General features: G+C 57.2%; 16 protein-coding genes and 1 pseudogene. 10 read left to right on the forward strand and 7 right to left on the reverse strand.

All coding sequences use genetic code 11. The annotated features are described in order from the left end of the window. Positions 1–6: 6 nt before the first annotated feature. Together BLV81_RS14605 and BLV81_RS14610 are read right to left on the reverse strand one after the other, a co-directional pair. Positions 7–468, reverse strand: coding sequence for a GNAT family N-acetyltransferase (locus tag BLV81_RS14605; RefSeq protein WP_092357507.1), 462 nt, complete (start codon positions 466–468; stop codon positions 7–9). A 62-nt stretch (positions 469–530) separates the two neighbouring features. Then, the gene (locus BLV81_RS14610) at positions 531–1,847 is read right to left on the reverse strand and encodes an MFS transporter (protein ID WP_092357509.1); all 1,317 of its coding nucleotides are present in this window, start codon (positions 1,845–1,847) and stop codon (positions 531–533) included. Between the two features lie 233 nt (positions 1,848–2,080). On the opposite strand from BLV81_RS14610, the gene BLV81_RS14615 reads away from it, so the two are divergent. Beyond that, positions 2,081–3,016, forward strand: coding sequence for a LysR substrate-binding domain-containing protein (locus tag BLV81_RS14615; protein WP_092357511.1), 936 nt, complete (start codon positions 2,081–2,083; stop codon positions 3,014–3,016). Positions 3,017–3,356: 340 nt separating this feature from the next. Here the strand turns inward: BLV81_RS14615 and BLV81_RS14620 are convergent, their stop codons facing one another. Both BLV81_RS14620 and BLV81_RS14625 read right to left on the reverse strand, forming a co-directional pair. Continuing rightward, positions 3,357–3,746: a carboxymuconolactone decarboxylase family protein gene (locus tag BLV81_RS14620; protein ID WP_092357513.1), complete on the reverse strand. Its 390-nt coding sequence runs from the start codon at positions 3,744–3,746 to the stop codon at positions 3,357–3,359. 17 nt (positions 3,747–3,763) lie between these two features. Beyond that, on the reverse strand, positions 3,764–4,159 hold the full coding sequence (locus tag BLV81_RS14625; RefSeq protein WP_092357515.1) for a MerR family transcriptional regulator: 396 nt from the start codon (positions 4,157–4,159) through the stop codon (positions 3,764–3,766). A gap of 200 nt (positions 4,160–4,359) precedes the next feature. Here BLV81_RS14625 and BLV81_RS14630 point away from each other — a divergent pair, with 200 nt between their 5' ends. The 7 genes from BLV81_RS14630 (at position 4,360) to BLV81_RS14660 (ending at position 13,823) form a co-directional block, all read left to right on the forward strand. After that, a complete protein-coding gene (locus BLV81_RS14630; RefSeq protein ID WP_092357517.1) occupies positions 4,360–5,028 on the forward strand; it encodes a response regulator transcription factor in 669 nt (222 codons plus the stop codon). After that, complete coding sequence (locus BLV81_RS14635) at positions 5,025–6,413, forward strand: sensor histidine kinase (protein WP_369823885.1); 1,389 nt, start codon at positions 5,025–5,027, stop codon at positions 6,411–6,413. The genes BLV81_RS14630 and BLV81_RS14635 overlap by 4 nt, the downstream gene beginning before the upstream one ends. 591 nt (positions 6,414–7,004) lie before the next feature. Next, positions 7,005–9,860: a TonB-dependent receptor gene (locus tag BLV81_RS14640; RefSeq protein WP_092357519.1), complete on the forward strand. Its 2,856-nt coding sequence runs from the start codon at positions 7,005–7,007 to the stop codon at positions 9,858–9,860. A 174-nt stretch (positions 9,861–10,034) separates the two neighbouring features. Continuing rightward, on the forward strand, positions 10,035–11,417 hold the full coding sequence (locus BLV81_RS14645) for a pyridoxal-phosphate dependent enzyme (protein ID WP_092357521.1): 1,383 nt from the start codon (positions 10,035–10,037) through the stop codon (positions 11,415–11,417). After that, on the forward strand, positions 11,414–12,613 hold the full coding sequence (locus BLV81_RS14650) for a trans-sulfuration enzyme family protein (protein ID WP_176992841.1): 1,200 nt from the start codon (positions 11,414–11,416) through the stop codon (positions 12,611–12,613). The genes BLV81_RS14645 and BLV81_RS14650 overlap by 4 nt, the downstream gene beginning before the upstream one ends. A gap of 8 nt (positions 12,614–12,621) precedes the next feature. Next, positions 12,622–13,146, forward strand: coding sequence for a tetratricopeptide repeat protein (locus BLV81_RS14655; protein WP_092357718.1), 525 nt, complete (start codon positions 12,622–12,624; stop codon positions 13,144–13,146). An 83-nt stretch (positions 13,147–13,229) separates the two neighbouring features. Continuing rightward, positions 13,230–13,823, forward strand: a complete 594-nt coding sequence (locus BLV81_RS14660) for a CVNH domain-containing protein (protein ID WP_176992842.1) — start codon at positions 13,230–13,232, stop codon at positions 13,821–13,823. 21 nt (positions 13,824–13,844) lie between these two features. Here the strand turns inward: BLV81_RS14660 and BLV81_RS14665 are convergent, their stop codons facing one another. After that, positions 13,845–14,765, reverse strand: a complete 921-nt coding sequence (locus BLV81_RS14665) for a LysR family transcriptional regulator (RefSeq protein ID WP_092357525.1) — start codon at positions 14,763–14,765, stop codon at positions 13,845–13,847. A 144-nt stretch (positions 14,766–14,909) separates the two neighbouring features. On the opposite strand from BLV81_RS14665, the gene metE reads away from it, so the two are divergent. Then, positions 14,910–17,198, forward strand: coding sequence for a 5-methyltetrahydropteroyltriglutamate--homocysteine S-methyltransferase (gene metE / locus BLV81_RS14670; protein WP_092357527.1), 2,289 nt, complete (start codon positions 14,910–14,912; stop codon positions 17,196–17,198). A gap of 104 nt (positions 17,199–17,302) precedes the next feature. On the opposite strand, the gene BLV81_RS14675 is transcribed toward metE, so the two are convergent. Both BLV81_RS14675 and BLV81_RS24235 read right to left on the reverse strand, forming a co-directional pair. Then, complete coding sequence (locus BLV81_RS14675) at positions 17,303–17,881, reverse strand: ATP-dependent Clp protease proteolytic subunit (protein ID WP_092357529.1); 579 nt, start codon at positions 17,879–17,881, stop codon at positions 17,303–17,305. A 98-nt stretch (positions 17,882–17,979) separates the two neighbouring features. Next, positions 17,980–18,129, reverse strand: a pseudogene (locus BLV81_RS24235) (methionine ABC transporter ATP-binding protein); the annotation flags it as partial. A gap of 108 nt (positions 18,130–18,237) precedes the next feature. Here BLV81_RS24235 and BLV81_RS14680 point away from each other — a divergent pair. Next, a complete protein-coding gene (locus BLV81_RS14680) occupies positions 18,238–18,450 on the forward strand; it encodes a hypothetical protein (protein ID WP_092357531.1) in 213 nt (70 codons plus the stop codon). Positions 18,451–18,634 lie beyond the last annotated feature (184 nt).

The raw sequence follows: 18,634 nt of genomic DNA on the forward strand, positions 1-18,634 counted from the left end.
TGCGGCTTAAGCGGAAGCGGGGAACGGGTCTGGCCGAGGCGGGCAGACCATCAGGTGGTCCACGCCTTCCCGGCTGACTTCCCGGAAGCCCAGCGCTTCGTATAGCCGCCTTGCCGGATTGCCCGTCAATACTTTCAGCGCCGTGGGTAATTGATCGCGACTGGCCTGGTTCAAGACGTTTTCGATGATGGCCCGGCCCAGGCCTCGCCTCTGAAATTCCGGGGCAATCTGGATCTGCGCGATATACCATCGGGTTGCCTCCTTATAGGCTTTCAGCAAACCGATATCCTGGCCGTTCATGGAGACGATCCGAGCATGTTCGAACAGAGCCTGGACGCGCGCCAGTTGCGCGGCATCGTCGCGTGCGGCGTTAACCCGCGCCAAGTGTTCGCTCATGGTGGCATTGCGCAGCGCGATCAGGAACGGCATGTCCGCTTCAGTAGCGTTTCTGAATTCCAGGGCTGGCATGCCGTCCTCTTCCTTTCTGCCGGCGCTGTGCGCCGATGTACGCCTATGCAGACAACCGCGATTTACTTGTTCACCAGACGTTTCGGCACCGACAGCGTCAGCAGCGCGCCCAGTACCAGCGACGCCGCCAATACAAACATGCCGCTGTTGGTGCTGTGGGTCTGGTCTTTGAGCCAGCCGACCAGGTAAGGGCTGACGAAACCGGCCAGGTTGCCGAGCGAATTGATCAAAGCAATCCCGGCCGCCGCCGCTGCACCGCCGAGTAACGCAGTCGGCAAACTCCAGAACAGCGGCAATACGGTAATGATGCCGATGGTCGCCAAGGTGAGTGCCGACATGGCCAGCAGCGTATTGTGATCGTACACGGTGCTCAAGACCAGGCCGATGCTGCCTAGCAGCGCCGGAATCGCCACATGCCAGCGCCGTTCGCGTTGCTTGTCGGCGCTTTGACCGATCAAGATCATGGCGGCCGCCGCTGTGGCGTAAGGGATGGCCGTCAGCATGCCGATGTTGAAGGTGTCGGTGACGCCGGTAGTCTTGATAATGGTCGGCAGCCAGAAGCTGACGCCATACAGGCCCATGACGAAGCAAAAATAGATCAGCGCCATCAGCCACACGCGAGGATTGGCAAACATCTGGCCCAGGGAAGCCTCTGTCTTCTGGCTGCTTTCGGCCTGTATTTGCGATTCGAGCAGTTGCTTTTCTTCCTCGCTCAGCCAGCTGGCGCCGCGGATCCGGTCTTGCAAATAAAAGATCACGACTACACCCAACGCCAAAGAAGGAATCGCCTCCAGGATAAACATCCATTGCCAGCCCGCCAGGCCATGCACGCCAGGCATGGCTTTCATGATCCAGCCTGACAGCGGGCCGCCGATGACGCCGGAGATCGGCACCCCGGTCATGAACAGCGCCGTTATCTTACCGCGCCGATTAGATGGATACCAATAAGTCAGATACAGGATGACGCCAGGGAAAAAACCGGCTTCGGCCACGCCAAGCAAGAAGCGCATGACATAAAACGTAGTCGGGCTGTCGACAAAGATCATGGCGCCGGAGACGAGGCCCCAGGTGATCATGATGCGGGCGATCCAGAGCCGGGCGCCGACCCGGTGCAGAATCATGTTGCTGGGTATTTCAAAAATGAAGTAGCCGAGAAAGAAAATCCCCGCACCGAGACCGTAGACGGTTTCACTGAATTTCAGGTCGCTCAGCATTTGCAGCTTGGCGAAACCGACATTCACGCGATCCAGATAGGAGGCGACATAGCAGAGGAACAGCAGGGGCAGCAGGCGCCAGGTCACCTTGGCATAGGTCGCTGCTTCGAATGCGCTGCTGGCGGGAGTGCTGCTTGAACTTGTGGCGCTTGGATTATCTGACATGTCTCTCTACCTATTGGTTTAGTTATAAGAAACTTATATGAAGCGACAGCTGCAAATTTCGATTTGATCGTATTGCTGAAGGGCATTGTAGCCGTACGGGTGTGGAATGGCTACGAGGCGATTTTACGGTTGGCTGGGCGAAGTCGTTTACACTGCCGTGTGCTGGATGAGTTAGCCGAGCTAGTCGAGCTAGTTCAGAATACCGCCCATACATATCTTAAGGTCCGCGCTTTATGGAATTGCGTCAACTGCGCTATTTTGTCGCCATCGTCGATCATGGTTCGCTGTCGCGCGCCGCGCGGGTGTTGCATATCGCCCAGCCGGCCTTGACGCAACAGATAAAACAACTGGAAGACGAACTGGCCGCGCAGCTGCTGCATCGCTCCGCGCAAGGGGTGATAGCCACCGACGCCGGCAAGATTTTCTACGAACATGCGCAGGCGATCCTGAAACAGGTAAGCGATGCCAGATCGGCTGTCGCCCAGTCTACCGACAAACCGGCAGGCACGGTCGCCCTGGGCATTCCGCAAAGTGCTTCCGGCATCCTGGCGTTGCCCTTGCTGACGGCAATGCGTGAAAGATATCCGGATATTTCGCTGCAACTGACGGAAGAACTGACCGGCAACCTGATCGAGCAATTGAAGACCGGGCGCATCAACCTGGCGGTGTTGTTCGATGATGGCCAGCTGACTTCATTTGCTACGACGCCGCTGGTTGAGGAAGAGATGATGTTTATCACGCGCTCCGGCTCGCAGTATGCGACAACCCGCCGTTCAGTGACTTTTGCGCGCGCCGTCAAGGCAAAGCTGATATTGCCCGGCATGCAGCACGGCGTGCGGCCGCGCATCGAGAGCGTGGCCCGGGCCGCCGGCCTGACGCTTGATAACGTAATCGAAATCAGTTCGGTGACGATCATGAAATCGGCCATCCTGGCGGATATCGGCGCCACCATTTTGCCGGTAGCGCCGCTGCTGCCGGAAATCAAGCGCGGCGAGATGACGGCCTACTCGATCAGCGGCGCAAAGCTGTCGCGCACACTGACCTTATGTTCTTCCAAGAATATTCCGCTGACCACCGCGGCGGCGGCGGTCGAACGGCTGGTGTTGGAGGTGACCGATGAGTTGTGCCGTAGCGGCGAGTGGCTGCATGCAAAAATTCTTGCGCGCTAGGTATCGGATGCAATTGACGAAGGCGATGAGCCATCGTTTTTCCTTATAGCCATATCCAGAATCGGTATTTCCTGTAAACGCGCTGCTCCCTTAGACTTCAATCACAGCAGAGTTCAACCCGTGCTGTGTTGCGAGGGCCGCCACCATGGCCGCGTCGTCTGGCAGTCGGATACCTTATCGGGTATCCACATGGCAGATGTTTTCCGGATCATCATTCTGGGAATTGGTCTAATCGCTCATGCCAGGTTTTCTGTTGATGTGCCGTCTGGAATCTGTGCTGCGGCTCCGTCCTGATCAAACGGAGCGAGCCGGAAGCAAGTTTGATTCCGGCCGAACCCGTCTACGAACAGGCCAGCTTATCGTGTTCGGCAAACACTTCTTTCGCCGCAAACATGCCGTTCAAGGCCGCAGGAAAACCGGCATACAGCGCCATCTGGATAATCGTCTCAGTAATTTCCTGGCGTGACAGGCCGACGTTCAAGGCGGCCGCCAGATGCACCTTCAATTGCGGTTGCGCTGTGCCCATGGCGGTAAGCGCCGCCACCGTGGCCAGTTCGCGCTGTTGCAAGCTGAGTCCGGGACGGGAATAGATTTCGCCGAAGCCGAATTCGATGACATAGCGTCCCAGGTCGGGACAGATGTCGGCCAGGCTGTCGATCACTTTCTCGCCGGCGATATCATCCACTTCCTTCAACCGTTGCAAACCTCTTTCGTAAATGCTTTGTTCCATGCGATTCTCCAAATGAATTATGCGTCGATGGCGGCTTTCAGTTTTTGTTCCAGGCCGGCATACAGCGCGACTTTGTCGCGTAATATTCCCAGCGTTTCCTGTAACTCCAACAGTTCAGCTTCCAGCGCTACCGTATGCCGCTCCAGCATTACCTTGCGCTCTGACACACTGCCAAGTTGCTCCCCCAGTCTGCGCAGTTCGGCGTAACGCAGCATTTGCTGTATCGACATGCCTGTAGCGCGCAACCTGAGCAGGAATGCTATCCAGCGCAGGTCTTCCTGGCGATACATGCGATGCTGATTGCTTTGCCTCGGGACAGGATCGATCAACCCTATCTTTTCGTAATAGCGCAAAGTGTGGATGCTCAGTCCGGTGGCTGCCGCAGCTTGTTGGATCGTAATGGTAGTGGCCATGGAATAAAGTCTAAAAGTTAGAGTGCGCTCTAGGTCAAGCGTTTATTATCGCAGGGCCTCGCCCCGTGCAACAACGGCAGATCACCGCAAGTGCATGAGGACCGATTAAAATTAGCGCATCTCATGCAAGAAAAAAATTCAATAAAAGCAATGTCCAATGGCTAAGCCCTAGGGCAAATTTCAAGAATGATGAAGGACATATGCATATTCTTTTGGTAGAAGACGATTCGGTGCTGGCAGATGGCATCTTGCGCATTTTCAGAGGCCACGGCATGGTAGTCGACGTGGTGCAGAACGGTAACGATGCCGACGCGCTGCTGCAGCGCACGGAAATTTCAGTGGTGGTGCTGGATATCGGTTTGCCGGGTATCGACGGCTTCGAGGTGATTCGCCGCCTGCGCGCGCGCGGCAGCCATGTGCCGGTGCTATTGCTGACCGCCCGCGATTCGGTGCAGGACCGCGTCTATGGCCTGGAGCTGGGGGCGGACGACTATCTGGTGAAGCCGTTTGCGACTCAGGAACTGGTGGCCCGGGTGCGTGCGCTGTTGCGTCGTAGCGCGCCGCAACCGCTTGAGATGCATCTGGGTGGCTTGTCGCTGAACACTTCATCGAGACGCGCGAAAATCAACGGCAAGATTATCGATTTGTCGGTGCGCGAATGGGCGGTGCTTGAATATCTGCTGCAGCAAGCTTCGCGCGTGGTATCGCGGCAGCAGATTATCGACGCCATTTTGCCTTGGGGCGCAGAGCTGACCCTGAATGCAGTCGAGGTCTACATATCCAGGATCCGCTTGAAAATCGCCGATGCCGGGATCGAGATCCGGACCATACGAGGGTTCGGCTATATGCTGGAAAAAATCGAGTCATGAGCATGTCCAGCATCCGTATCAGCCTGCTCAAGTGGCTGATTGTGCCGCTGCTGATTGTCAATTTCGTCGGCGCCGGCCTGACTTATTGGCTGGCCTGGATTCCGGCCCAGATTGCTTTCGACCAGAGCCTGGCGGATGCGGGCTGGGCCATGATTCCACGTTTGCACGAGGCAGGCGCGGAGGTCGAAATCGATTTGTCGAAGCAGGCCGAACAAGTGTTGCGAGTCGATCATTTCGACGCCATATTTCTGGCGGTGCGCGACCGCCAGGGCAAGCTGCTCGCCGGCGACGCCGATTTTCCCGTGCTGCCGCAAAACGAACAGTTGAACGATCCGACTCCCTACGACGGCCTCATGCGCGGCGAACCAGTGCGGGTCGTGGCCTTGAAAACCATGATCGGCAATCAGCCGGTATTCATCGGCGTCGCTGAAACTTTACGCAAACGCACGCATATCCGTTCAGTGATATTTTTTGCGCTGCTGCTGCTGGAGGGAGTACTGGCCCTGGTGCTGATTGCCGCCATCTGGCTGGCGGTCAGCAAGGGTCTGCTGCCGCTGAAAAAAATGAAACTGGACCTGAATGCCCGTAGCGCCGACGACTTGTCGGCGCTGGACGAACAACATGTGCCGCTCGAACTCAGCCCGGTAGTCAAGGCCATCAACGGCTTGCTGGACAAGGTGCAACTGGATGCCAAGGCGCAGCAGAATTTTCTCGCCAATGTCGCGCATCAGTTACGCACGCCGCTGGCAGGCTTCCGGACCCAGCTGGAATGGCTGTTGCAGAAGCACGCGAACGAACCGGAAAGCGCGTATTCGATCGCGCTGATGACATCGTCGACCGAACGCATGATCCGCCAGACCAACCAGTTGCTGACGCTGGCGCGCGCCGAACCGGCCAAGTTCGAGAAGGAGCGCTTGCGGGTGGTTGATCTCAATAAATTGGTGGAGGAGTCAATCCAGCATTTTGTCGAACAGGCGCACAAAAAGAATATTGACCTCGGCTTCAACTTGCAGCCGACACGGGTGATGGGCGATCATTTCCTGTTGCGGGATCTGATCGATAACCTGGTTGACAATGCAATCCGTTATTCACCGCTTAACGGCACGGTCACGGTCAACACACTGCAGGGCAAAGACGGCGGGGTTTTCTCGGTGGAAGATTCCGGCGCCGGGATTGCGCCGTCCGAGCAGGAGTTGATTTTCAACCGCCATCATCGGCTCGACGATAGCGTCGCCGGCAACGGTTTAGGCCTGGCGATCGTGCGCGATATCGCCAAAGATCATGGCGCCAGGATCACGGTCGAGCCTGGCGCCGTGGGCGGGACGATTTTTTCGGTGCATTTTCCATTCCCAATTTTGGGCACGCCATCAAAATTGCCGGCTTAGTTGCTCACAATTGCCCGCTTAAGCACCGAATAGCTGCATGCCGCCACCTTGCAGACCTGCTCAAGCGACGTTATCAAGCTATCTGCTGCCATGCAACAACAACTGTTGTCGAAGTGTTAGCGAAAGGCCTGGGGCACAAGTCCGGGGCCAAGACTATGCACTAAATTATTTCTCAGTGACACAATTTTTACTCTTTTTACTCATTTGAGGGGAAATTGTTGTATCCCAATTACACCCCCGTTCGTCCATTCCCATAATTAATTTCTTTGCGGTAACTTAGGCGCCGAGCGATCGCTCCTCCGCGCTCTGGCGCGCTGCTGCTGGCGTGCCAGGAGGAGAGGCATGGTCTCAGTGCCGCAGTGTTTTGTGGCATGTTTGTTGCTAGGTGTTTGTGCGGAAATCTTTTCGAGTGGCAATTACAAATTGCGATCCGAGGGCAACTCCGTAAGAAGTGGCATTACAGCGGAAGAAACCTGTTTTCAGTTGCGCATGGGTTTCCAAAGCATCGCTCAGAAGGCGATTAACAAAACTGTTTGTTTTTTTTATAAAACTTAAAAGTTCCGCTCTGAAATTTACCCATAGGGAGTTGTGATGATAAAAGAAAGAAGATTGCCGCATTTGCTACGACTGATGTTTTCCGGCAGCGTGGTGGTAGGAGTGGGCTTGTTGGCCCATTCAGTGCAGGCGCAGGAGACGAAGACTGACGATGCTCCGCAACAAATGCAAAAGGTCGAAATTACCGGTTCGTCCATCAAGCGGATCACCAAAGAAGGAGCGCTGCCGGTACAGACGCTCACCAAGGAAGATATCGCAAAGACCGGCGCCCAAAGCGTCGCCGATCTGATTCAGGCCCTGCCTGCGATGCAGGGCTTCGTTCCTTCATCGAATTCTGTCAACGGCAGCGGTGCCGGCGTTGAGACGGCTTCGATCCATAGCCTGGGTTCCGGCTATACCCTGGTGCTGCTGAATGGACGACGGATGGCCAAATCGGCGATCAACAACAACGACTACGCAGTCAATCTGGCGAGTATTCCGCTGGCAGCCGTCGAGCGCGTCGAAATCCTGACCGATGGCGCTTCCGCACTGTACGGTTCCGATGCGATTGCCGGCGTTGTCAACTTCATTCTCAAGAAAAATTCAACTTCAACTGACATCTCTGCCACCTACAATGCGCCGACGAAAGCGGGCGGCAAGAGTTTTAATGTCGGCATCTCCAAAGGCTTCGGCGATCTGGATAAAGACGGTTACAACGTGCTGCTGGCATACAGCCACGACGAACAAAAAAATCTGGTTGCCGATCAACGGGGTTTTGCCAAGTCCGGCGTGGTGCCTTTCAGTGTCGGAGGGCAAAATTATTCGCTGTATCAGTTGAGCAGCAATACGTCGCCGGCTGGCGTCACATTGCATCACAATGATGGTTCGACGACGCAGTTTTCACCTGATTTCTTAAAAAATGGCGTGTGCGGACCGCATACATTCAGGTCGAATAACTATTGCAAATTTGACTATGCGTCAACGGTTGAACTGATCCCCGAGTCGACGCGCGACAGTTTTACGGCTTCGGGAAATCTCAAGCTCAATAGCGATACCACGCTGTTCTCGGATATCGTTGTGTCCAAGTTCTCGATCAAGCCGCAATATGCGCCTCCGGCGCAGCCGGTGGGGTTGTCGCTGAGCAGCCCGCTGTATGCCAAATATGTGACGCCTTATCTGGCGCGACTTGGTGAAGACCCAGCCAACATCAAGAGCGCTTCGTTGGGCTTGCGCCTGTTCGATACAGGTGGCCGCAGAGACGAGTATCGGACCGACGCATTGCATATGGCATTCGGTGTCGATGGCAACTTCAAGGGGTGGGACTACAATGCTTCCTATACCCACTCGCAAAACAGATGGTACGACAATGCGCTAGGCGGCTATGCCAGCAACAACGCGTTTAATGCCATCTTGGCCAGCGGCGCTTACGATCCTTTCCTGCCTGCAGGATCAGGGGTAGCTGCACTGGCGCCATCCGTGCTGCACCAGACCCTCGATCAATCGACTTCGAAACTCGATATCCTCAACCTGCACGGTTCGCACGACTTGTTCAAGGCGCCGGGCGGTACTGCGCAATTGGGCGTCGGTATCGAAGCTACCCGGGAATCGCATACCGACAGTCCTAGCGCCATTCTGCAAGGTCAAAACGGAATGCAGCCTAACTTCACCGACAACATCCTCGGTGGCGGTTTTGGCGCGCTGCCATCCTCATCCAAGCGGAACAATTACGGCTCGTTCGCTGAATTGCTGGTTCCCGTGGCGAAGAACTTGGACGTCACCGGCGCACTGCGTTACGACAGCTACGAAGCCGCCAAGAACGACATGGTGTTCGACGACGTCGGCAATCCGCTTGGATCGGCGACTCAAGGTAACTCCGCCAGCAAAGCCACGTACAAGGTTTCGGCACGTTGGCAGCCGGTAGAGACATTGTTGTTGCGTGCTTCGTACGGTACCGGTTTCAAGGCGCCTACGCTGGCGCAGATCACTTCGCCGGCTATCCTGGGCAGCACCGCGAATTCGCATCCATGTCCATTTTCGGCGCCTGATCCACGAGCTGCAGGTTGTCAGGGCGAAACACAATATGACTTGCTGCAAGTCGGTAATCCGAGCACCGGCTCCGCCGGTCTGAAACCGGAAACGTCAAAGCAGAGCACCGTCGGCTTCCGGCTTGAACCGGTGCGCAATGTGTCGATTGGTTTCGATTGGTGGCAAGTCAAGATCAAGGATCAAATCAGCCAAGTCCAGGAAAACCTGGCGTTCAATGATCCTGTGACCTATTCGAAATTGTTCACGCTGTTCAATGATCCGTTCAATGGCCCGACCGTTGCGTTCACCTCGGTTCCGGTCAATCTGGCAAGCGCGAAGTATAGCGGCATCGATTGGGATCATACATTCAAGACCAAGTCACCGATCGGTGACATGAGCCTGCAATGGACTGGTACCTACATGCTGAAAGCCGAGCAGAACTTCCCTGGAAGCGGCACGCAGAGCAGCCTTGGCAAGTATGGTGCGGACCAGAACGTGGTGTTCCGCGTGATCTCCAGACTGGCAGCGTCACTGCAGGTGTCGGATATGTTCACGCATACGCTGATCGCCAACTACCGTTCCGGCTATCACGACCAAACTTTCACAGCCGACGATGCTACGGTGCGTATCGTCAATCCGGACGGTTCGTTCGGTCCGTATGTGGCTATGCCTAATCACAACGTGGCTTCTTACACCACGTTCGATTGGCAAGTAAAGGCGCAAGTGCAAAAAGGCCTGGTGATTACGGCTGGCATCAAGAACCTGTTTGCGCGTACTCCGCCGTTGTCTCTGGTGGTTGCAGGCGGCGGCAATCAGGTTGGTTACGATGCTCGCTACACCGATCCGCTCGGACGTCAGTTCTATATCACAGGCGCCTACAAGTTCTAATTTACTTGTGAGGTAGCAGCGGCCGGGCGCGATATTTGCGTCCGGCTTTTTTTTTTGCGCCAGCCGTCAATTTCCCGCACCAAAATGTTCCGGTGAAGAACTGATAAGATAGGCCGATCACCTTAATTGAAACAGGCAGCGAGTGCTGTCGATTTTCTAACAGGAAGGTCGCCCATGAACTTATCAAGCCGCCCCGCAGTGCTGGACCTGATCGGCAACACGCCGTTGATAGAAGTGACACGGCTGGATACCGGTTGTTGCCAGCTTTTTCTGAAACTGGAATCGCAAAATCCCGGCGGCTCTATCAAGGACCGTATCGGCCTGTCCATGATCGAGGCGGCCGAACAGGATGGCCGTCTGCGAGCTGGCGGCATCGTGATAGAAGCGACCGCCGGCAATACCGGCCTGGGCCTGGCGCTGGTTGCTTGCGCCAAGGGCTATCGTGTGATCCTGGTGGTGCCGGACAAAATGTCGGTGGAAAAAATACAGCATCTGAAAGCGCTCGGCGCCGAAGTCCATATCACCCGGTCGGATGTCGGCAAGGGCCATCCCGAGTACTACCAGGATTACGCAGCGCGCCTGGCGCGTGAAATGCCAGGTGCTTTCTATGCCGACCAATTCAACAATCCAAGCAATCCCCTGGCACATGAGCAAAGCACCGCCCCCGAGATTTGGGAGCAATGCGGGCACCAGCTCGATGCCATCGTGTGCGGTGTCGGTTCGGCCGGCACGCTTACCGGCCTTACGCGGTTTTTCCGCAAGGCGCAGCCGGAACTGGAGTTTGTCCTGGCCGATCCCAAAGGCTCTATCCTGGCCGAATATGTCAATACCGGGAAAATAGAGTCCATCCCGGGTTCCTGGGCAGTCGAGGGAATCGGCGAGGATTTCGTGCCCGCCATCGCTGATCTGTCCGGCGTCAAACACACGTATACGATCAGCGATGAAGAAAGTTTCAGCAGCGCCCGCGAGCTGGTGCGCGCGGAGGGCATCCTGGGCGGCTCGTCGACCGGCACCTTGCTGGCGGCGGCGCTCCGTTATTGCTGTGAGCAGAGTAAGCCGAAGCGCGTCGTCACCATCGTCTGCGATACCGGCACGCGTTACCTGTCAAAGATGTACAACGACAACTGGATGCACGACCAGGGTTTGCTCAAGCGCGAACCACTGGGCGATTTGCGCGACATCATCGGTCGCCGTTACGACGAGGGCAGCGTCATCAGCGTGACGCCTGGCGATACCTTGATGACAGCGTTTAACCGCATGCGCAGCGCGGAGATTTCGCAATTGCCGGTGATGGAGGGGCAGGGCCAGCATGTGATCGGGATTATCGATGAATCCGATGTGTTGCTGAAAGTCGCCGCCGATGCCGTCCATTTCAGCGATCCGGTGAGCAGCACCATGACCAGTGCGATAGAAAAACTGGCGCCGACCGCAAGTGTCGATGCGCTACGCAGTACGCTAGCCCGTGGCCTGGTCGCCATCATTGCCGACGGCGACCGCTTCTACGGTTTGATTACCCGTTTCGATCTGCTCAACCATCTTCGAAGGAGTCTGTCATGACCAGCAGCAACGACGCCGAGCATCCATCCGACATGCATTTCGCCACCCGCGTAATTCATGCCGGGCAGGCTCCCGATCCTACTACCGGCGCCATCATGCCGCCGATTTACGCCACCTCGACCTTCGTGCAGCAAAGCCCGGGCGTCCACAAGGGGCTCGATTACGGCCGCTCCCACAATCCCACGCGCTGGGCGCTGGAGCGCTGCGTGGCCGACCTGGAGGAGGGCGCTCAGGGCTTCGCCTTCGCCTCCGGCATGGCTGCAGCAGCTACCGTCCTGGAATTGCTGGATAGCGGCGCTCATGTGGTGGCCGGCGACGATTTATATGGCGGCACCTATCGTCTCTTCGACAAGGTGCGCAAGCGCAGCGCCGGCTTGTCGTTCAGCTTCGTCAACCTGGTCGATCCGGCCAACCTGCTGGCAGCGATCCGGCCGGAAACCAAAATGGTCTGGGTCGAAACGCCGACCAATCCGATGCTGAAGCTGGCCGATCTGGCCGCGATCGCCAAGATCTGCCGTGAGCGCGGCATCATCGCCGTCGCCGACAATACTTTCGCCAGTCCGATGGTGCAGCGTCCGCTCACCTTCGGCTTCGATGTGGTGCTGCATTCGACCACCAAATATCTGAACGGGCATTCCGACATCATCGGCGGCATCGCCGTGGTCGGCCGCGAAGCACGCCAGGCGGAATGGCGCGAGCGCCTGGCGTTCCTGCAAAATGCGGTGGGCGCCATCGCCGGACCGTTCGACAGTTTCCTGGCTCTGCGCGGTGTCAAGACACTGGCGCTGCGGGTCGAACGTCATTGCGAAAATGCGCTGGAGCTGGCCGGCTGGCTGGAAAGCCTGCCGGAGGTTAAACGGGTCCACTATCCGGGTTTGGCTTCGCATCCGCAGCATGAACTGGCGCAGCGCCAGATGCAGGGTTATGGCGGCATCATCTCGGTGGAACTCAATAGCGACCTGGCCGGCGCCAAACGTTTCCTGGAACACTGCAAGATTTTTGCACTGGCAGAAAGCCTGGGCGGGGTGGAAAGCCTGATCGAACATCCCGCCATCATGACCCATGCCACCATTCCGGCGGAACATCGGGCCAAGCTCGGGATCAGCGATTCACTGGTCAGGTTGTCGGTCGGGGTAGAAAATATCAGCGACCTGAAAAAAGATCTGCAGAGTGCCTTGGCGGCCATGCAAGCATGAGCGTCGCCATGCAAGACTGGGAAGCCCGTGTAGCTGCGCTTTGGCAGCAGGTCGATGCGATTTCGCCCACGGCGCTGGTCAGCGCTATCGATGCGCTGGCGGCAGAGCGCCCGGCGGATGATGCCCGGGCTTTGTTCGAGCGCGCCTGCGCGCGCGATACAGCGGGACTGGAATCGGCGGCGGAACCGTTTTACCGGGCCGCCCTGGCGAGCAAAGATCTTGATCCATATCGCCAGGCTCGCGCCTCGATCCAGCTCGGCAGTACTTTGCGTCTGCTGGGGCGGCTGGAAGAGAGCGAGCTGCTGCTTGCAGCTCAGCTTCAGCGTTATGCAGAAGCCGGCTATGGCAACGCTTTATACGATGAAACACGGGCCATTCTTGCTCTTACTTATCTGCTGCAGGGAAGAGCGACGGAAGCCGCTTGCCTGGCGCTGGGTACGCTGGCGCCGCATTTGTCTCGCTACAATCGCTCGGTGGCGGCAAACGCAGCTGAAATTCTCAAGAACACGGCCCTGGTCCCCAGCTGGTCCTGATCGTCAGGAAATCCTAAGGAAAATCTCTATTTTGTCGAAGTATAATTAGAAACTACCAAATGCTTTGTTGAATGGAGATAAAAATGACAATCAAATCCGTGCTGGCCATCGTTGCCTGCGGCGTGTTTACCGCCTGTGCCGCAGGCCCTTACGACAACGGCTATAGCGGATATTCACCTGCCGCTGCCGGCGGTTATGGCAATGCGCCGGTCGTCGCTTATGGCGGCTATGATGATACGCCCTCGTATGGCGATCGTCGCGCCGACCGGTACGACGACCGTTACGGCGACAGCAATTGGACGCCGCCAGGAAGCTATCGCGATTCTTGCCGCGATATTGTGGTGCGGCGCGGCATGCTGGAAGCTACTTGCGGAGGCGATAACGGCGGCAGAAGGACGGCGATTCCCCTGTCATCTTGCCGCAGCGGCAGTTTTGAAAACATCAACGGCAACCTGCAGTGCATGGGTGGCCGTGACCGTGACTACGGCGGTTCCAACAGAGACTTGCCGCCGGGGAGCTACCTCCAGTCTTGCTCGGATGTCGGGATACGAGGTGGTGTGCTGGAAGCAACCTGCGGCGGCAGCGACAACCGCAGGGTACGCTCTTCAATCTCCCTGCGTTCCTGCAGAAGCGGCAGCTTCAGCAATATAAACGGCTACCTGCAATGCGACCGCTAGTTGCAGAGGCAGCCGCAGCAATCAGAGCAATTCCACGCTCAGCAGATTGACGTAGCAGCTCTCGCGCGTGGTGCTGACAAAGTCGGCCAGATACGATTGCTGCGACATCTCAGGCAGGCAAGCCGCATATAGCCGCCCGGTCAGGCCGCTGGCGGTGATTCTCTTGGCCAGCACGTAGTCGCGCGTCAGATAGTTCTGCGCGGCCCAGATCGGCAAGGTAGCGATGCCGCGGCGGCTGGCGACCAGCTGCAGCATCGCCACCGTCAATTCCGTGGTGCGGCGCGCGGTCTGGACGCCGGCCGGTTTCAACACCTGGCGTACCACATCGAGCATGTCGTCCGGCACCGGATAGGTAATCAGCGTGTCGCCGGCAAAATCTTCGGCAACCAGGTATTCCTTGCCTGCCAGCGGATGATCGTGCGCCACCAGCGCGACGATTTCAAAGCTGAACAGGGCATGATAATCCACCTTTTCATCAAGATCGACTTCAGCCACGATCGCGACATCGGCGCGATGCTCATATAGCAGCCCGACCGGATCCGCCTGGAAGCCCGAGACGATATCCAGCTCCACTTCCGGCCAGCGCTTGCGGAAAATATCCATGGCCGGCATCAGCCAGTCGAAACAGGTATGGCACTCCACCGCAATCCGCAACTGGCCGGCCACGCCTTGCGCCAGCCGCACCAGGTCGCGCTCGCTTTCCGCCACTTGCGGCAATACCGCATCCGCCAGTTTCAGCAGGCGTTCGCCGGCCGGGGTAAACCGCACCGGCACCGATTTGCGTTCAAACAGCGTGGTGCCGTGATGATCTTCCAGCTGCTTGATCTGATGCGACAGCGCCGACTGGGTCACGTTGAGCAGCGTCGCCGCACGCAGCAGGTTGCCGGCTTCGCGCAGGGCGTGCAGGGTTTTCAGGTGGCGTAGTTCCAGGATGGATTGCATATGCTTGCTTATATATTGCTTAAATGGTAATTAAAATACTGTGTATGAGTAAAATTCAAGTTGATTCTTAATATTTATCGTTTGAATCATAATCCAGCTTGGCCCAATATGCGAGTCATTGAATTTGTTTTTATGGAGATAAAGATGGCATTGGCACACGTATTAGGGTTTCCGCGCATCGGCGCTCACCGCGAACTGAAGTTTGCCCAGGAATCGTTCTGGAAGGGCGCATCCGATGAAGCTGCATTGCGCACCACCGGTGCCACGCTGCGCGCCCGTCACTGGCAGGCACAGGCCGATGCCGGCCTCGACTTCGTGACAGTCGGCGACTTTGCCTGGTACGACCAGGTGCTGGGCACGCTGGCGCTGCTGGGCGCAATTCCAAGCCGTTTCGGCTTCGATCCGAAACAGCTGACGCTGGCCGACTATTTCACCCTGGCGCGCGGCAGCAAGCATCACTTCGCGATGGAAATGACCAAGTGGTTCGATACCAACTATCACTATCTGGTGCCGGAATGGAGCGCCGATGTGCAGTTCGACGGCGGCGTCGACTGGCTGCACGACGAGATTGCCGAAGCACGTGCGCTCGGTCATCGTGTGAAAGTAGCGCTGGTCGGTCCGTTGACGCTGCTGTATCAAGGCAAGATCAAGTCCGGCGTCGCGCACAAGCTGGATCTGTTGCCCAAGGTGCTGGCCGGCTATCAGCAATTGCTGCAGCGTTTGCAGCTTGCCGGCATCGAATCGGTACAGATCGATGAGCCGATCCTGGCGCTGGAACTGGACGCGACCTGGCGTGCCGCCTTTGCCCCTGCCTATGCGCAATTGGCCGGCACTGCGCCGGCATTGCTGTTGACCACGTATTTCGGCGAAGTCAGCGAGCACGCTGAACTGCTGCGTTCGCTGCCGGTGGCCGGCGTCCATCTGGATCTGGTGCGCGGCGCCGATCAGCTGGAGCAGATCGTTGCCGGCTGGCCGCAAGACAAAGTGCTGTCGCTAGGCGTGGTCGACGGCCGCAACCTGTGGCGTACCGACCTGGATCAGGTATTGACCAGGCTCAAGCCTGTGCAAGCGCAACTCGGCGACAGATTGTGGGTGGCTTCCAGCTGCTCGTTGCTGCATGTGCCGGTGGACCTGGCCAGCGAAACCAAGCTCGACGACGAATTGAAAAGCTGGCTGGCGTTCGCTACCCAGAAACTGGCCGAAATCGTCACCCTCAAGCTGGCATTGAATGGCAAGGCAGGCGAAGTGGAAGCGCAATTCGTCGCTTCACGTGCGGCCCAGGCCAGCCGGCGCAGCTCCAGCCGCATCCACAATCCACTGGTGCAAAAGCGTCTGGCTGCGGTAACGGCGGCGGATGCCGAGCGCTCTGCTGGTTTTGCCGAGCGCATCGCCAAGCAGCAAGCCAAATGGCAATTGCCGGCTTTCCCGACCACCACCATCGGCTCTTTCCCGCAGACCGCGGAAATCCGCCAGGCGCGCGCCGCTTACAAACGCGGTGAAATCGGTCACCTGGATTACCTCGACAAGATGCGCGAAGAAATCCGCGTCGTGGTGGAGAAACAGGAACAGCTCGGTCTTGACGTGCTGGTGCATGGCGAGCCGGAGCGCAACGACATGGTCGAATATTTCGGCGAACAATTGTGGGGTTACACCTTCACCGCCAACGGCTGGGTGCAAAGCTACGGTTCGCGCTGCGTCAAACCGCCGATCATTTATGGCGACGTGTATCGTCCGGAAGCGATGACCGTGGGCTGGAGCCAGTTTGCCCAGACCCTGACAAGCAAGCCGATGAAGGGCATGCTGACCGGTCCGGTGACCATGTTGCAATGGTCCTTCGTGCGCGACGACCAGCCGCGCGAAACCACCGCGCTGCAGATCGCCCTGGCCTTGCGCGACGAAGTCTGCGACCTGGAGCGAGCCAACATCGGCATGATCCAGATCGACGAACCGGCGTTCCGTGAAGGTTTGCCGTTGAAATCACGCGACTGGCCGCATTACCTGGACTGGGCGGTGCGCGCGTTCAAGATCAGCGCCGCCGGCGTCGGCGACGAAACCCAGATCCACACCCACATGTGCTATTCGGAATTCAACGATATCCTGCCATGGATCGCAGCGATGGACGCGGACGTCATCACTATCGAGACTTCGCGGTCGGATATGGAATTGCTGGACGGTTTTGGGCAGTTCGCCTATCCGAACGACATCGGTCCCGGCGTCTACGACATCCATTCGCCGCGGGTGCCGCAAGTCGACGAGATGGAACGCCTGTTGCACAAGGCACGCGGTGTGATTCCCGATGCGCGCTTGTGGGTCAATCCGGATTGCGGCCTGAAGACGCGCGGCTGGCCTGAGACTTACGAGGCGCTGGAAAACATGGTGCTGGCAGCCAAGCGCCTGCGTGAGAGCGTGGCGCAGGAGCGTAAGGCGGCTTAACAGGGGTAATAAAAAAAAGGGGGGGCAAGTTTTACTTGCCCCCCTTTTTGTTCATTGCGCGCCAGATCAGGTTTCAGCTTGATTGGACCGATCGTGGTCTGGAGTTACGAAAGTTCTTTGGCGCTCACGATGGATTTCGACACCAGGCCATACTCTATTGCTTCTGGCGCCGACATCCAGTAATCCCGGTCGATGTCGGTCATCACTTTTTCCGGTTTCTGCCCGGTTTCTTTAGCAATCAAGGCGCCGATGCGTTCGCGCACGCGAATGATCTCGCGCGCCTGAATCGCAATATCGGAAGCCTGGCCGCCTACACCGCCGCTCGGCTGATGAATCAGGAAGCGCGTGTTTTGCAGGCAGTAGCGCCGTTCTTTAGGCACTGCCAGGAATACGTTGACTGCCGCGCTGCCAACCCAGCCGCTGCCGATCATGTTGACCGGCGCGTCGATAAATCGAATGACGTCATGGATCACGTCGCCCGACTCGACGTGTCCGCCGGGTGAGCAAACCAGGAGATTGATCGGCGCTGTAGATTCGCCGGACAGGGCGATCAGCTGCCTGACAACATCCCGCGCAAGCGTATCGTTGATTTGGCCGAAGACCAGCACGGTACGTGATTTAAATGCTTTTTCTTCCAGGAATGCATCGCGCTGAGATGCGTTTGTTTCCACTTTTTCTTCCATGATTTGCCTCTGAGGTCGATGTGTTCGTTAATCGTCAAACAGTCAGTGTAAACTAAAAATCCCTCGCAATTTGCTACTCGTTCCAGTTGTATGTACTTGCCCGAAATCTTTAGCGGCCAATCGATATTGGCGGCCACGGTCTTGGCGTTGAGCGGGTTGAAATGCTGGAAAATCATGCCGATCCGCCGGCGCAGCCGATGCAGGCCGTTATTGTCCAGCGCAGTGATGTCTTCACCGTCGATCGCTATTTAACAATAGCGGTGTTAGGCCATGCTTCCGTTTCATAAAGATGTCGGATGAAGATGTTGGAATGACATCATGCAAAAGATGTTTTTTTATGGCATAGTGAGCTCACTATGAAAGCACTCCAGAGCGAATTGGCCAAAAGAGTTCTCGCTGACCCCAGCGCGACGCTGCAGTTGCGCGCCTACCTGGCCAGCAAGAACTCCAAGTCGTCGCTATCCACTACGGCCACCGCAGTCTCCAATGACGAAGACGTGATCAGCTTGCATTCCGCGCAAGAGGGAACTGTCCAGTACCGTATCAAAATCGTTCCCAAGGCCGCCTGAGCGGAACGATGAACGTAGCGCTGCCTGCTTTAATCGTCTTCCTGCTGTTACTCCCCGGTTTTATTGCCCGTTCCCGATTTAAGCGGGCAGAGCGCATTTCCCTTGATTATTCTCCGTTCGGACAGATTGTCACTGAGGCCATGCTGTGGAACTGCGTTTTCCACCCTTTGTGGTTGCTCGCGTC

The organism is Collimonas sp. OK242 (assembly GCF_900107095.1).
GTDB lineage: Bacteria > Pseudomonadota > Gammaproteobacteria > Burkholderiales > Burkholderiaceae_D > Collimonas.